9 protein-coding genes and 1 tRNA gene are annotated in these 14,360 nt (G+C 56.3%); 5 read left to right on the top strand and 5 right to left on the bottom strand.

Going from position 1 to position 14,360, the window contains the following annotated elements; all coding sequences use genetic code 11:
- Positions 1-11 precede the first annotated feature (11 nt).
- The 3 genes from AUC45_RS14950 (at position 12) to AUC45_RS14940 (ending at position 3,860) form a co-directional block, all read left to right on the top strand.
- Positions 12-86, top strand: a tRNA-Phe gene (locus tag AUC45_RS14950).
- 23 nt (positions 87-109) lie between these two features.
- Positions 110-913 (top strand): phosphoribosylaminoimidazolesuccinocarboxamide synthase, encoded by an 804-nt coding sequence (gene purC, locus AUC45_RS14945; protein ID WP_067604348.1) that lies wholly within the window; start codon positions 110-112, stop codon positions 911-913.
- 64 nt (positions 914-977) lie between these two features.
- Positions 978-3,860: a pitrilysin family protein gene (locus AUC45_RS14940; protein ID WP_067604345.1), complete on the top strand. Its 2,883-nt coding sequence runs from the start codon at positions 978-980 to the stop codon at positions 3,858-3,860.
- A 61-nt stretch (positions 3,861-3,921) separates the two neighbouring features.
- Here the strand turns inward: AUC45_RS14940 and AUC45_RS14935 are convergent, their stop codons facing one another.
- Entirely contained in the window at positions 3,922-6,147 is a 2,226-nt protein-coding gene (locus AUC45_RS14935; protein ID WP_067604343.1) for a TonB-dependent receptor, read from the bottom strand.
- Between the two features lie 316 nt (positions 6,148-6,463).
- Here AUC45_RS14935 and purS point away from each other — a divergent pair, with 316 nt between their 5' ends.
- Together purS and purQ are read left to right on the top strand one after the other, a co-directional pair.
- Positions 6,464-6,709 carry a phosphoribosylformylglycinamidine synthase subunit PurS gene (purS, locus tag AUC45_RS14930; protein WP_067604342.1) on the top strand — a complete coding sequence of 82 codons (246 nt, stop codon included), beginning with the start codon at positions 6,464-6,466 and terminating at the stop codon, positions 6,707-6,709.
- Positions 6,709-7,413: a phosphoribosylformylglycinamidine synthase subunit PurQ gene (gene purQ, locus AUC45_RS14925; protein ID WP_067604340.1), complete on the top strand. Its 705-nt coding sequence runs from the start codon at positions 6,709-6,711 to the stop codon at positions 7,411-7,413. The genes purS and purQ overlap by 1 nt, the downstream gene beginning before the upstream one ends.
- Here purQ and AUC45_RS14920 read toward each other — a convergent pair.
- The 4 genes from AUC45_RS14920 to AUC45_RS14905 all read right to left on the bottom strand — a co-directional run bounded on the left by AUC45_RS14920 (position 7,410) and on the right by AUC45_RS14905 (position 14,272).
- Positions 7,410-9,767, bottom strand: coding sequence for a bifunctional diguanylate cyclase/phosphodiesterase (locus AUC45_RS14920; protein ID WP_067604338.1), 2,358 nt, complete (start codon positions 9,765-9,767; stop codon positions 7,410-7,412). The genes purQ and AUC45_RS14920 overlap by 4 nt on opposite strands.
- Before the next feature lie 162 nt (positions 9,768-9,929).
- Entirely contained in the window at positions 9,930-11,753 is a 1,824-nt protein-coding gene (glmS, locus tag AUC45_RS14915; RefSeq protein WP_067604336.1) for a glutamine--fructose-6-phosphate transaminase (isomerizing), read from the bottom strand.
- A gap of 114 nt (positions 11,754-11,867) precedes the next feature.
- Complete coding sequence (locus AUC45_RS14910) at positions 11,868-12,782, bottom strand: DMT family transporter (protein ID WP_067604334.1); 915 nt, start codon at positions 12,780-12,782, stop codon at positions 11,868-11,870.
- Between the two features lie 107 nt (positions 12,783-12,889).
- Positions 12,890-14,272: a hypothetical protein gene (locus AUC45_RS14905; protein WP_067604332.1), complete on the bottom strand. Its 1,383-nt coding sequence runs from the start codon at positions 14,270-14,272 to the stop codon at positions 12,890-12,892.
- Positions 14,273-14,360 lie beyond the last annotated feature (88 nt).

Genomic DNA, 14,360 nt, shown 5'->3' with positions numbered 1-14,360 from the left:
CCGCAGCGAATGCCCGGGTAGCTCAGGGGTAGAGCAGCGGATTGAAAATCCGCGTGTCGGTGGTTCGATTCCGCCCCCGGGCACCATCGCTGGAGTGGGAGTTCCATACATGTCTCGTCGCCGCCAGATTTACGAAGGCAAGGCCAAGATCCTGTATGAGGGTCCTGAGCCCGGCACGATCATTCAATACTTCAAAGATGACGCGACCGCTTTCAATGCGGAAAAGCAAGGCACTATCAACGGCAAAGGCGTGATCAACAATCGCATTAGCGAGCACGTTTTTTCGCGCCTTTCACACATCGGCATCCCTACCCATTTCATTCGCCGTCTTAACATGCGCGAACAATTGGTTCGGCAGGTTGAGATCATCCCGATCGAGGTGGTGGTCCGCAATGTCGCGGCAGGCTCAATTAGCAAACGCCTCGGCATCCAAGAAGGCGAGCCGCTGCCGCACACCTTGATCGAGTACTACTACAAGGACGATGCACTGGGTGATCCGCTGATCGCTGAGGAACACATCGCCTGCTTTAACTGGGCAAGCCACGAAGAGATGCACGACATCTCCTCCATGGCGATCCGCATCAATGATTTCATGTGCGGAATGTTTGCCGGGATCGACATTCGCCTGGTTGATTTCAAACTCGAATTTGGCCGTCTCTATGATGGTGATTACAGCCGTGTGATCCTCGCTGACGAAATCAGCCCTGATGGTTGCCGTTTGTGGGACATGAATTCAGGCGAGAAGCTCGACAAGGACCGTTTCCGCCGCGATCTTGGCGGTGAAGAAGAGGCCTATCGCGAAGTCGCGCGGCGTCTTGGACTGCTTCAAAACGAAGATAGCGGACCCGGCGAAGTGCTGGACCTCTCCAGCCACCGCTCACGTCTCCGCGGAACACCGCCACTCAAAAAATAAGCTGACAGTCAGGTTCTGACCGCTAGTCTCCCAGTCCAAGAGGATTTGAGAGACTATCGCGTTTATGAAATTCACCAAATATGCGCTTGCATGCGGCCTGTTGCTTGCGCTTCCCAACCTCGCGCTAAGCCAGTCGCTTGCAGCTCAAGATACCGAGACATCCGCAAGCCAAGACGTCGCTGCTGATCCCGTCTGGCCCTTTGAAACCAGCGATATCCCGACCGATCCTCGCTTTGTTTACGGACGGCTCGACAATGGCATGCGGTACATCCTGCGCCAAAATGCAACGCCGCAGGGCACCGCGCTTGTCCGTATGCGGATCGACAGCGGCTCCCTTGAGGAAACCGAGGATGAGCGCGGTCTTGCGCACTACCTTGAACACATGGCTTTCAACGGGTCGACCAACATACCCGAAGGCGAGATGATCAAGCTGCTGGAGCGCGAGGGGCTGCAGTTTGGTGCGGACACCAATGCTGCAACCGGTCTCGAATCCGTTACCTACAAGCTCAATCTTCCGCGCAATGACGAGGATCTGCTCGACATCGCACTTATGCTGATGCGGGAGACGGCGAGCGAATTGACGATTGCCGAGGATGCCGTAGAGCGTGAACGCGGAGTAATCCTCGCCGAAAGGCGGGACAGGCGCGGATTTCGCCAACGTGCGGCAGAAGACAGTTATGCCTTTTCAGCGCCTGGTGCGCGCTTTGCAGAGCGCCTGCCCATAGGAACGCTTGATGTACTGCAAAGCGCGGACGCAGCTGATATTCGCGCGCTTTATGAGAGGACATACACGCCCGCCAACACCATCATGGTCATTGTCGGAGACTTTTCAACCGATGTGATGGAGGCGAAGATCAAAGAGCGCTTTGCCGATTGGCAAGGTCCCCCTGCCCCGCCAGAGCCTGTGACCGGGCCAATTGATCCGACACGCGGCGGTGAAACCGACATATATCTTGACCCAGCTCTTTCGGAAAGTGTGTCCATATTCGCTATGGCGCCTTGGCTGGATGAACCGGACACTCAGGCCAATCGCGACAAGCGCCTATTGCGCGGAATTGGTTATGGCATCATCAATCGCCGTCTTACGCGGCTTGCAAGAAGCGAAGACGCACCGTTTCGCGGCGCGAGCTTTGGCACGAGCAATTTCTTTGAGGACGCGCGAAGTACCGGGATCAATGTCGCAAGCGCCGATGGCGAATGGGAGAAAGGGGTGCTTGCCGCTGTTCAGGTGATGAATGAAGCGCTGACATATGGCTTCACACAGGCCGAAGTGGACGAACAGCTGGCCAATCGCCGAACGGCCGCAAAAAATGCCGTGAAAGCGGCTGAGACGCGCAGCAATGCCGCCTATGTGGGAAGCGCCATGCGTGTAATCAGCGCTGAAAGTGTGCTCACAACGCCTCAATATCGGCTGGAGCAGTTCGAGAGAATGGCGCCCAACATCACGCCGGAAGCCGTGTTTGAAGAATTGAAATCTCACGTCGCAGATCTCGACAATCCGCTAATCCGATTTCAGGGCCGCACCGCCCCTGCTGGTGGTAAGGAAGCCCTGCGAGATGCTTTCACCTCGGCAATGGCACTTCCAATCGCGCCGCCCGAGGATGCGGGGCCGATCGAATTTGCCTACACCGATTTTGGCGAACCCGGTGAAGTCGTCGAAGACAATGTTGAGGAGCGGCTTGGCATTCGCAGAATCCGTTTTGCCAACGGAGTGCGGCTCAATCTGAAAAAGACCGATGTGAGCGAGGATCGCATTTCGGTGCTGACGATTGTCGATGGCGGGGTGCTGCTCAACACCAAAGACGATCCGCTGAAGACTTATCTCACAAGCTCGCTTCCCGCAGGGGGGCTTGGGGAGCATAGCCGCGATGAGCTCTCCACGGTTCTGGCAGGCCGCTCGGTGGGCAACGGGTTCACTGCCAATGGCGACGGTTTCAGCCTCACAGGTGGGACAACGCCGCGCGATTTAGAGCTGCAGTTGCAGCTCATCACCGCCATGATCACCGATCCTGGATACCGGACCGAAGCGGTTGCCCGGTTCCGCAAGGGCATCGACAATTACTTTGAAACGCTCACCTCAACGCCGGGTCGTGCCTATGGCACAGCGATTGGCGGGATCGTTTCAGATCAAGACCCGCGCTACGCCCTGCCTTCGAAAGAGTCGTATTACGCGCTCGACTTTGATCGGCTGAAGGCCGCGATTGGCGATCGATTGGAAAATGGCGCGATTGAAGTTTCGATTGTCGGCGATCTGGACGAGGAAGCGACAATCGCAGCAGTGGCAAAGACCCTTGGCGCATTGCCGGATCGTGAGCCTGAATTCCTTCAACGCGAGGAAGCTCGCACCCGCGCTTTCACCGCGGACCGGACGCGGCGCACGCTTTTCCACCAAGGCGAAGAGGATCAGGCGCTCTTACGCATGGTATGGCCGACCACTGATGACAGCGATCTGGCCGAGGCTGTTCGTCTAAGACTGCTCGCCAGCGTCGTGCGGATCGAATTGTCCGACAGACTGCGAGAAGAACTCGGGCAGGCCTATTCTCCCACTGCCGGAAGCAGCACCAGCCGTATTTACCGCGACTATGGGACCTTCGCCTTGGGATCGTCTCTGGAGGCCGCCAACGTCGATGCGGCACGCGAGGCAATCTACGAATTGCTAAACGAATTGCGAGACGCACCGATTGATCCTGATTTGCTTGATCGGGCACGCAAGCCGATTCAGGAAAGCTACGACAATCTCCTGAAGGGGCTTCGCGGTTGGATGGGGCTTGCCCGGTTTGCGCAGAGCCAGCCTCAACGCATTGAGAGATACTTCGACTATCCGGAGGTATTGGCAAGCGTCACGCCCGAAGGCATTCAGGCGACGGCAGTCAAGTACCTCGATCCGGATGAGGCGCTTGAAGTGCTTGTTCTGCCTGAGGGGAATGGTGCTGCCGACGAGAACTAAAATGCAAAACGGGGCTGACGAAGATCCCGCCAGCCCCGTTTAATGTCACTTTCTTCGATTGTTAGTAATTGAAACCCAGCGAGACCCCAATCACACGCGGCTCATTGACGAAGGCCGTGTTGTTGTTGAAATCGATAACACCAAGCACATTGTCTTCAGAAGTGATATTGCGCGCGAACAGTGCCGCTTGCCATTGGCCATCACTGCCAGAATATCCGACCTGCAGACCCCCTTCAAACCGGCTCGATGCGTTGAATTCCAGGCTTTCGTAGAGCAGGAAGTTGGTGTCACCCAGGAACGTCCAATCGGTGAAGATAAAGAACTCACCGCTGTCGCCCACTGGCACACCGTAGCGCGCGGTGAAATCACCGCTCCATTCAGGCGCGTTCGGGAAAGGGTTGCCGTCCACTGCCGCGAAGGTAACGGGACCAAATGCACCTGCAATTGTGCGGGTAGGGTCCGTCACGGTGCACTGCGCACATGTGCCAACTTCCAGAGTGTTATCGTTGATCTGGGTGTCGTTGTAGGCAACGCCTAGTGTCACGACAAAGTCAGGTGTGATCTGGAAAGCGGTGTCTAGTTCGAAGCCGTAAGCCTCGCCTTCATTGGCGTTGATCAACTGGACGAGATTGCCCGCGCCGCCAACGGCGGTGAACTGCGGATCATCAACCGTATAATAAAACGCTGCGCCATTGATGCGGATCGTGCGATCAGCAAGCTCGGCTTTAAAGCCAACTTCGTAGCTCGTGATGTTTTCCGACTGCGCCACGCTCGGCGGATTGAAGAATGCGACATCGCGGCCCTGAATGGTCGGCGCTCGGAAGGCGTTGGCGACGCGCGCGTAAATACTCGCATCTTCGGAAAGGTCAGCAAACAGGCTGATATCCCAGTCGAGATTGTCATCTTCAACCGAGACCGGCTGCGGAGCGGCGCCCGAACGGACGAAGAAATCCTTCTGGTCATCGGTATAGCGCAAACCGCCTGTGGCGCGGAGCGTGTCGGTTAGCTGGTAAGAAAGCTGACCGAAAACAGCCCAGGTTTCGTTTGTGTGATTGACTGTGACCGGCGGTGGAAATGTGAAGCCCTCAGTGGTGACGTCAAAATCGCTCGCGAAAAGAAAAGCGCCAACTTGCCAGGAAAGCGGGCCATCGCCATTTGAAGCGAGGCGCGTCTCGTTGGAGAATTGCCAAAGATCAATCGAATCCTGCGTATCTGACGGGAACGGGATGAAACCCGGCCCGGTCACGAGATTACCGCCATCAATATCACCGCGGCTGAAGCCTTCGCTGGTCGAATAATTCGTAATCGAAGTCAGCGTCGCAAAGTCAGCTTCGTAAGTGCCTTTCAGCGTTGCGCCAAATTGCTGATACTCGGCCGGATTGCCACCACCCGCATCATAGAACACAGTGTCGCGGTCATAGTTCTCGTTCAAATCATTGCTGCCAGGTGTCAGCACGTTTGCGCGGAAAAAAGTCGAGCTACCGTCAAGATCGCGGAATTGCACCGATCCAAGGATCTCGCTGCGATCATCCGGTGTCCACAGCAACTGGCCGCGAACGGCAAAATCGGTATAACCGCCCAGCGCATTCTCCTCGCCGGTAAAGCCATTGTCGATCCAGTCACCGCGACGCTGTAACTGCGTTGAGACGCGGAATGCGAGCGTGTCCTCGACAATCGATCCGCCCGCTGCGCCGCTGAGCGAGAGCGTATCGAACGAACCGAATGACATGCCGACACTGATATCTGTTTCCTGGCTCGGCTTGACTGTATCGACCTTGACGATGCCTGCTGGCGTGTTGCGTCCGAACAGAGTGCCTTGCGGCCCGCGCAAAACTTCAATTCGTTCGACATCGAAGATGGGGAAGCTCTTTAGCGTCACATTTTCGAGCACCACATCGTCCATGATGAACGAAACGGGCTGCGATGCGGCAAGGTCGAAATCCGTGTTACCAAGGCCGCGGATGTAAAAACGCGGAGCAACCCGGCCATTTGAACTTTCGACGTTCAGACCCGGCGCAGATCCTGCAAGTGCGGTCGTATCAGCGGCAGCGCTGAAAATTGCGCCCACACGTTCTGCATCGAGCACATCAGCAGAAACTGGGACGTCTTGCAGGTTTTCCTCACGCCGGTTGGCAGTGACGATAATTGAAGAAAGCTGGCCTTCTTCGGCAGCGTCGCCATCCGCACCGTCTTGCGCAAAGGAAGGAGCCGAAACGCAAAGCGCGGCGGCCGAAAACATGGTGGAACAAGCTAAAGCTGCCTGTCTGGAAACTCGGTGAATGGTCATGTCGCAACCTCTTGGGATCAGACGCGTGAAAGAATAGGTGATCGCTTGAATTCTTGGTTCGCGCCTCGGCGGAACGCGCTGCGGCCTGCCAGACTTCGACGATTCGGACGAGGTGCAGACCCGCGTTTGTTGCCACAAAATGGCATTCCGCGGTCACTCTATGGACGATTGTTGCAAGGAAGTGACATGTCCTCGTCCCTCTCAAGCGTCTTTGCACCCGCAAATGCAGCTAGGGACAAGCATCTCGATCTGATTGCGCCTTTCATGTCGCAGGGTATATGGCGGCGCATAGCGTCGCAAAGCAGGAGTCCACCCCATGAAAGTCCGCATTCTCGTATCGCTCAAACCCGGAGTGCTCGACCCTCAAGGGCGCGCGGTGCACCACGCGCTGGATGGCCTTGGATTTGCTGGGGTCGAGGATGTCCGGATCGGACGCGTCGTTGAACTCGACGTTGCCGATGACACCAGCGATGAGACGCTCAAATCTATGTGCGACAAACTCCTCGCAAATACAGTGATCGAGGATTACGCGATTGAGCATGTCGAAAAGGAGCCTGCCTGATGGGCGCTGGCTCCAACGCCTTTAAGGCGGGCGTCATCACCTTTCCCGGATCAAACTGCGATCGCGATATGGCGGTCGCGCTCGAAGCGGTGACTGGCACCCCTACGATCCGCATCTGGCATGGCGACGCCGATTTGCCCAAGGGTCTCGACTTTCTCGCGCTACCCGGCGGGTTTTCGTATGGCGATTACCTGCGATCAGGTGCGATGGCGGCGAAAAGCCCGATTATGCGGGCCGTGGTCACAGCGGCAGAGGGCGGTTTGCCAGTGCTGGGCGTTTGCAACGGGTTTCAAGTCTTGACTGAAGCTGGCCTGCTTCCAGGCGCGCTGATGCGTAACGCTGGGCAAACGTTCATCTGCCGCACTGTTCCCCTTAAGGTCACCAACACCTCATCACCCTTTACGCAAGGGTTCGATATTGGTGAGACGATCCGCATCCCGGTCGCCCATCATGATGGGAACTACTTCGCCGATGACGCAACGCTCGACATGCTCGAAGGCGAAGGCCGGGTTGCGTTTCGGTATGAAGAGCCAGTCAATGGGTCACAGCGCGATATTGCCGGCGTTTTAAGCGCAAATGGCCGCATTCTCGGGATGATGCCGCACCCGGAACGCGCGATTGAACCGGCTGCGCATCCATCCATGGGCGGCGCTGATGGCAAACGATTGTTTGAAAGCGTTCTTGCCGCTCTCGTGAGCGTTTAGGCGCGCTGCCGCGCATGGGACGCGTCGAACAAGCGACGCGCCTCTTCTTTCGACATCGGCCTGCCGAAATAGAAGCCCTGAATCTTATCGCAGCCAAGGCTCCTGATCAGCGCGGCTTCCTCGCTATTCTCGACGCCTTCTGCAGTCGTCGTCATGTCGAGGCTCTTTGCCATGGCAACAACGGCGTTGATGATCGCCAGGCTTTCAGAGGCGCCCTGCGCTGCGCCTTGCACGAACAGGCGATCCACTTTGATCGTTGAGAAACGCAATTCGCGAATGTAGCCGAGCGATGAATAGCCAGTGCCAAAGTCATCGAGCGCAATTGAACAACCCAATGCCATGGCGTGTTCAAGTGCTGCACGTGCAATGCTTGCATCGCGCACAAAGATGCTTTCGGTGACTTCAATTTCCAGCCGGTCGGGCCGCAGACCGCTATCAGTAAGCGCCTGCACCACTTCGAGGTGGAAATCAGGCTCCAGCAATTGTTCGGGCGAAACGTTGACGTTGACCTTGATGTGATCGGGCCAATTCATGGCTTCCTGACAGGCCTGATACAGAACCCAGCGACCAATCGGGACAATCAGGCGTGTGTCTTCAGCCAGCGGGATAAATTTGCCGGGGCTGACAAAGCCATGATCCTTGCTGTTCCAGCGCACGAGAGCTTCGAAACTGACGATGTTCTCGCTCTTTGCATCGACGACAGGCTGATAATGCAGCACGAATTCGTCTTGGCCGAGAGCGGATCGCAGCGAAACCTCAAGCTTTCTGCGTTCTTCAGCATTGGCATGCAATTCCTGCTCGAAGGCAAAGTGTTCGCCCCCGCCCACATCCTTTGCACGGTACAAGGCCAAATCGGCATTGCGCATCAATTCCTCAACGCTGTTGCCGTCTCGCGGACCCACAGCTGAACCGACACTCGCACCTACGTACAATTTGTGTTGCTCGACCTGATAAGGTTCAGACAGCGCATCGATAATCTGGCGAGCAAGATCGCTGATCATGCCTTTCTCGCTCGCATCTTCGATTACGACTGCGAATTCATCTCCGCCAAGCCGTCCGCAAAGTTGCCCCTCGCCCATCAGTTTCTGCAAGCGTGCCGAAACCTGCGCGAGAAGCTTGTCTCCGGTCATATGACCAAGAGAATCGTTTACCGCCTTGAAGCGGTCGAGATCGACCATCATCAGAGCGCAGCGCGTGCGCCACTTTTCCGCATCCTCGAGGGCCCGTCCGAGCGCTTCGGTCAATTGCAGGCGATTGGGAAGGCTGGTGAGCGTGTCGTACCGGGCGAGATAGGCGATCTTTTCGGAGCTCGCGCGTTGCTCGGTCTTGTCAGATCCCACTCCGCGAAAGCCGACAAAGCGTCCGCGGTGATCGCGCATGGGCGAGCCAGATAATTCCCACCAGCGCTCAGCCCCTTTGATGGTGACTTTGACCAAGAGATTGGAGAAGTTCTCCTGCCGTTTCAGGCATTCGGCAAGCGCACGCAGGCTTTCATCATACTGGCCTTCTTCCCATTTTTGCCCAGCGATCAGCTCCATTATCGGCCTGCCCTGCACCTCGCTTTGTGCTTCCCCCAAGGCGAATGCAAAGCGCGGACTGACGCTGCGAAGGCGGCGCGATGGATCAATCTCCCAAAGCCAGTCCGCCTCGTTCTCCTCGAACTCGCGTAACAGGAGGGAGACGACCTCTTCCTTCTCGGCAATCACCTGTTCTGACAATCGCGCGGAAAGATAGGTGCGCCCGACATGGATCGTGCCGAACATCGCGGCGATCAGAAACAGGATAGTGGCGCCCATTACCAGCCATAATTCGTTTATCGCCAATTGGACGATGCAGGCTGCGCCTACCGTGAATCCCAGGATCAAAATGCTGAGCGGTGCTGCAGTGTAGAAGAACACCGAAGACGCTATCAGCAGAACGACGAGCATCAACAGCGCGGAGAAGTCCTCCACTGATCCATATGGGGCGAAGACCAGCGCGGGCACTGCCCAGAACACGCCGGTAAGGACAGCGAGAAAGGTCTGCCGATTGAATTCAGCGGGTGAGATCTTGCGCTTATCAGTGTCGGCAAAACTGCGATCCAGCCTCGCGCTTTGAATGTTGAGCAGCGCCACGGCTGCCATCCACGAAAGCACCATCCAGGCCGGCACCACATCGAGGTAAATGCGAGCAACAAATACCGCGAGCAGCGAATGAGCGAATGCGCGCTGGAAGGTAAGCCGCGCCAGACCTGCATTTTGCAAACCGCGCAGCCGCGACCAGTCGCGATCGGACTTATCTGCTAGACCGAGCACGGCAAATACCGATAAATTGCGCGAAGTCGGCTGTTTGGAAGGGATTGCAGGTTTGCTCACGACCTACGCGGATTACGTAGTAAAGGTTAGGGGTCTGTAAAATCTTGGGCGGAATCGGCTCGCTTTGTCGCATTTGTTAGGGGCAGCGTGCATTTGCCGCCTCAATCAAGCGTTAAGTATCTGCAATTAAGGAGATATTTGCGGGCCGACAAAGCCCGCCAATCACTCGACTGTCACCGATTTGGCAAGGTTGCGGGGTTGATCGACATCCGTGCCTTTAACCACGGCCACGTGATAGGCCAAAAGCTGCACCGGGATGGCATATACAAGCGGTGCAATAAGCGGGTGTACGACTGGCATTTCAATGGTCGCAATGCACCCTTCACCAGCATCTTTAAGGCCATCGCCATCGGAAATCAGGACTACCTGCCCGCCGCGCGCGCGCACCTCTTCCATATTGGACACGGTCTTTTCAAACAGAGGACCAGAAGGCGCGATCACCACCACCGGCACATCGTCATCGATAAGTGCAATGGGGCCATGCTTCATTTCGCCCGACGCATAGCCTTCAGCATGTATATAGCTGATTTCTTTTAGTTTCAGGGCACCTTCCAGTGCCAATGGATAATCCTGCCCACGCCCCAGATAAAGCACATCGCGCGCAGGCGCGACGAGGTGCGCCATGGCCGCAATATCATCGTCATGATTAAGCGCCGCATTCAAGGCAGCAGGTGCTTCTAGCAGGTGGCCTACGACCTCGATCTCTTCTTCGCGGCTCATCAATCCCTTCTTCACGGCCATATGCGCCGCAAGAGCAGCAAGGACAGCGAGTTGGCACGTGAAAGCCTTGGTTGACGCGACACCGATTTCCGGCCCGGCATGGGTTGGCAGCAACAAGTCCGCCTCACGCGCCATCGAACTCGTCGGAACGTTGACAACAACCCCGATAACCTGCCCGTTCTCCTTGCAATGACGAAGCGCCGCCAGTGTGTCTGCCGTCTCCCCGCTTTGCGAAATGAAAAGCGCCAGCCCGCCCTCTTCCAACACAGGCTCGCGATATCGGAATTCCGATGCGACATCGATATCAACGGGCACGCGAGCGAATTGCTCAAACCAATATTTCGCAACCATTCCAGCGTAATAAGATGTTCCGCAGGCGACGATTGTCAGGCGGCGAATGGCGGATAGGTCAAAATCGAACTGCGGTAGCGCGACCGAATTGTCATCGCGGCGCACATAGGATGCGAGCGTTTGGGCAACTACGGTGGGCTGCTCAAAAATCTCTTTCTGCATGAAGTGGCGATAATTGCCCTTCTCCACCGCGGCAGCGGACGCACCGGAGGTTTGAACGGGACGCTCAACCTCTTGGTTTGTCTCATCAAAAATCTGCGCGCCATCGCGAGTGATGATGACCCAATCGCCTTCTTCCAGATAGGTGATCTGCTGCGTCAGTGGGGCAAGAGCAAGTGCATCCGAGCCCAGATACATCTCTCCATCGCCATAGCCGACAACCAAAGGCGAGCCCAGCCGCGCGCCCACCAGCATGTCGGGATATTCGCGAAATGCGATGGCGAGCGAAAATGCGCCGCGCAGTTTGGGAAGTATCTCTGCCATCGCATCACGCGGATTTGCGCCTTTTTCGATGCGTGATGAAATCAGGTGTGCGACGATTTCTGTGTCAGTCTCGCTTTCGTATGAGCGGTTTTCGCTCGCCAATTCATCGCGCAGCGTCTTGTAATTCTCAATGATGCCGTTGTGCACGAGCGCAAGCTCACTGGTGGCATGCGGATGGGCATTGGACGCCGTAGGCGCCCCGTGTGTCGCCCAGCGCGTATGAGCGATGCCGACATGACCGGGGGCAGGTTCGTTCTCAAGAACGCCAACGAGATTGAGAAGCTTCCCTTCAGCGCGGCGACGCACCATCTTTCCATCGTGAAGAGTGCAAACGCCAGCGCTGTCATATCCGCGATATTCCATGCGGCGAAGGCCATCGACCAGCCGATCTGATACCGCTTCATTCCCGACGATTCCGATAATGCCGCACATACTTCGCCTGTTCCCCAATTTGCCCAGATGCAGAAAACGCTGCCCATAGCGGTGCGCCATGAACGCCACCTTGCGCCGCACCTCGCAGCTGTGATGCACTATGCGCTCTAACCGCTATCTTTTGATCGGCAAGCCCTGCTTTGGGGACGTGGCCCTAACCCCATCGCGCCATAGATACAGCCCAGCCGCGATGATTAGCCCCGATCCGGCCAAGGTGAATACATCAGGCACATCGTCAAAAACCAGCCAGCCCGCGACAATAGCGACCAACAATTGAACGTAAAGCGCAGGGGCAATGGCCGCCGCGCCCGCCTTGGCAGCGCCGATATAAGCGAGCCAGTGCGCGGTAGTGGCTGTTACTGCAACGACAACACACCGTAGCACCACGCCCCAGCTGGGCCAGCCGAAGTCGAGCTCAGGAATTCCCGAAAACTTGGCCGCAAGGGAAACAACAATGAGCACGGGCGCGCAAAAACCAGCGACAAACACCTGCATGGAAAGCCCGCTCCCCTGCCCCGCACTTGCGCGATTGGCGACCAGGAGCAGCGAGAAGAAGACCGCAGAACACAATGGCAGCAGCGCCGCCCAACCGAGCTCTGCAACATTGGGCCGGAGCACAATGAACACCCCAACAAGCGCAATCAGCGAGACCACAAACACTTGCGGCCGCAATCGCTCTTTCAGGAGAAGACCGCCGAAAGCCTGCGTCAGAATGGGCGAGAGGAAAGAGATGGCCACTGCTTCGGCCAAAGGCATAATGTAAATTGCGGAAAAGAATGAAAGGGATGCCGCCGCCAAACAAAATCCGCGCGCCATTTGTAGCCACAGGTTTTGCGGAACGAAGGCTTTCGTCCCCTCGCTGCGCCACAGCCACACCGATAGGGCTAAAGAGCCAATGCTGAACCTTAGAGCCGCCACAGCATAGGGCGGCCATGTGCCGGCCATCGTCTTGATCACAACATCGCCGATCGCGAGCGTCACAAACCCTGCGAGCGCGTAGGCGAGACCAGCGCGTGTATCATTAGCCATACGGAATGCTCTCACCAAAGCCCGCTTGAACTGCGGGACCTTCTTGTGCGCAGCCGATTAAGCGAAGGCGAAGAATTTGGAAAGCGCTGTGGTTCCGGCCTGAACGGTTATTTGCGCAATGCGATCGCGTCGGAATCCGGCTTGTTCGATCTTGCCTTCTTGTTTTCGAGGTAGATCCACGGGACATGCACTGGATCAAAGCGGGTCCGGATCGAACGCTGAAAAAATGGCGGCATGTGGTCACCAATGATCAGAACGTCTGCTTCTGGAAAAGCTGGATCAGCGACCTCTTCGAAAATCGCATCGGCAACGAGCTGGTGGACCATGTAATTACGGCACAGCATCGGGAAGTCTTCTCGCCATTCTGGATCGCCAATCGCACATTCGCTAGTCCCCAGCGCGCTTTCATGAGCGACGGGCAAGTGAGCGTTGAGAGTGAGCCAATAGACGAGGTTGCGGTCCGACGATGAGGCGCGAAGATCATCGGCAATCATCCTTGGAATATCGACATCGCAAGCACCTGGAAAAACGCCATCACAATGTCGAGCGCCTCTCTTCTTTAGATCGTTCTCGAATGAGTTTTCCTCAAAACCAAGCTTTGGATACCATTCGAAACGTCCAAAGAAATTGCGGCTAAAAGTGTGATAGGCCGACGTTTTGAATCCGGCGTCGCGAAACTGCTGGGGGAGACAATCAACTTTGTCGAAATCGGTCGACAGGTGATCTCCCCAGATGGCGCACAATTCGCGCATCTCGCCATTGGTTGTCGAGCCGTAATATGTGCTTTTACCGCGACTTATAGTGTAGCGGTTTTTGACGATGTCACCTGCCCATATTTGCTTGTCCAAAGCAATATCGTGCGGTTCAGAAGGCACGCCCCAGCTTTCAACCATGATGATCACGAGGTTTTTCGCGGCCACCGTCTCTGGCGAAATCTCATTTTGCAGGATCGCTGAATCAATAGGCGTTCCGGCAGGCGCTGAGGCTTTGTAGCTGCCCCTCGTACCCTCGGTTGCGAAAGCATCTGCATTGATCAGCAGGGCGACCATGCCGACGGCACCAATCACTTCCTTGCGATTGGCAAACGTTTGCATCCGTGCACCGAAAACTAGCGACAAGGAAACAGCACCTGCAACGACAAGCCCGGCGAGAAGGTATTCAGGCGATTTCGCCACATTCAAATCGACTAGATATTCGGTCACCAAAGTGATGTTCCAGAAATCGATGTTGAATGATTTCGTCACATAAATAGTCAGCTGGACGGCGTAGATGAAAATAAGCGCGAGCCGCCTGATCGCGACATTCTTCACCCACATCACGGCAATGGCGATCAATCCGCAGGCGAGCATCGAATCCGCCATCATCGGGCCGCCAATGGGCCACATCACGATGAATGCAAGATTGGGCAGCAGCAACCACCACAAAGCCCAGCGCCAAGGGAATTCGCGCAAGAGGCTTTCCTGCCAGAAACTGCGTAATTTGGACGGCATTGAATTCCTCCGGAGCAGCGGAGATACTCAAAGATGGTAAATGAAATGTGTGTCTTCGCGCCTCAATCGAGCCAGCGGCTATATGAGA

Source organism: Erythrobacter sp. YT30 (assembly GCF_001542875.1).
GTDB lineage: Bacteria > Pseudomonadota > Alphaproteobacteria > Sphingomonadales > Sphingomonadaceae > Erythrobacter.
Note: the sequence above shows the minus strand (reverse complement) of the source record. Positions and strands in the feature narration are given on the sequence as shown.

Coding starts and splice junctions, on each gene's coding strand:
- glmS (WP_067604336.1), bottom strand. CDS start 11,753: ATGTGCGGCATTATCGGAATCGTCGGGAATGAAGCGGTATCAGATCGG.
- AUC45_RS14910 (WP_067604334.1), bottom strand. CDS start 12,782: ATGGCTAATGATACACGCGCTGGTCTCGCCTACGCGCTCGCAGGGTTT.
- purQ (WP_067604340.1), top strand. CDS start 6,709: ATGGGCGCTGGCTCCAACGCCTTTAAGGCGGGCGTCATCACCTTTCCC.
- purS (WP_067604342.1), top strand. CDS start 6,464: ATGAAAGTCCGCATTCTCGTATCGCTCAAACCCGGAGTGCTCGACCCT.
- AUC45_RS14940 (WP_067604345.1), top strand. CDS start 978: ATGAAATTCACCAAATATGCGCTTGCATGCGGCCTGTTGCTTGCGCTT.
- purC (WP_067604348.1), top strand. CDS start 110: ATGTCTCGTCGCCGCCAGATTTACGAAGGCAAGGCCAAGATCCTGTAT.
- AUC45_RS14935 (WP_067604343.1), bottom strand. CDS start 6,147: ATGACCATTCACCGAGTTTCCAGACAGGCAGCTTTAGCTTGTTCCACC.
- AUC45_RS14905 (WP_067604332.1), bottom strand. CDS start 14,272: ATGCCGTCCAAATTACGCAGTTTCTGGCAGGAAAGCCTCTTGCGCGAA.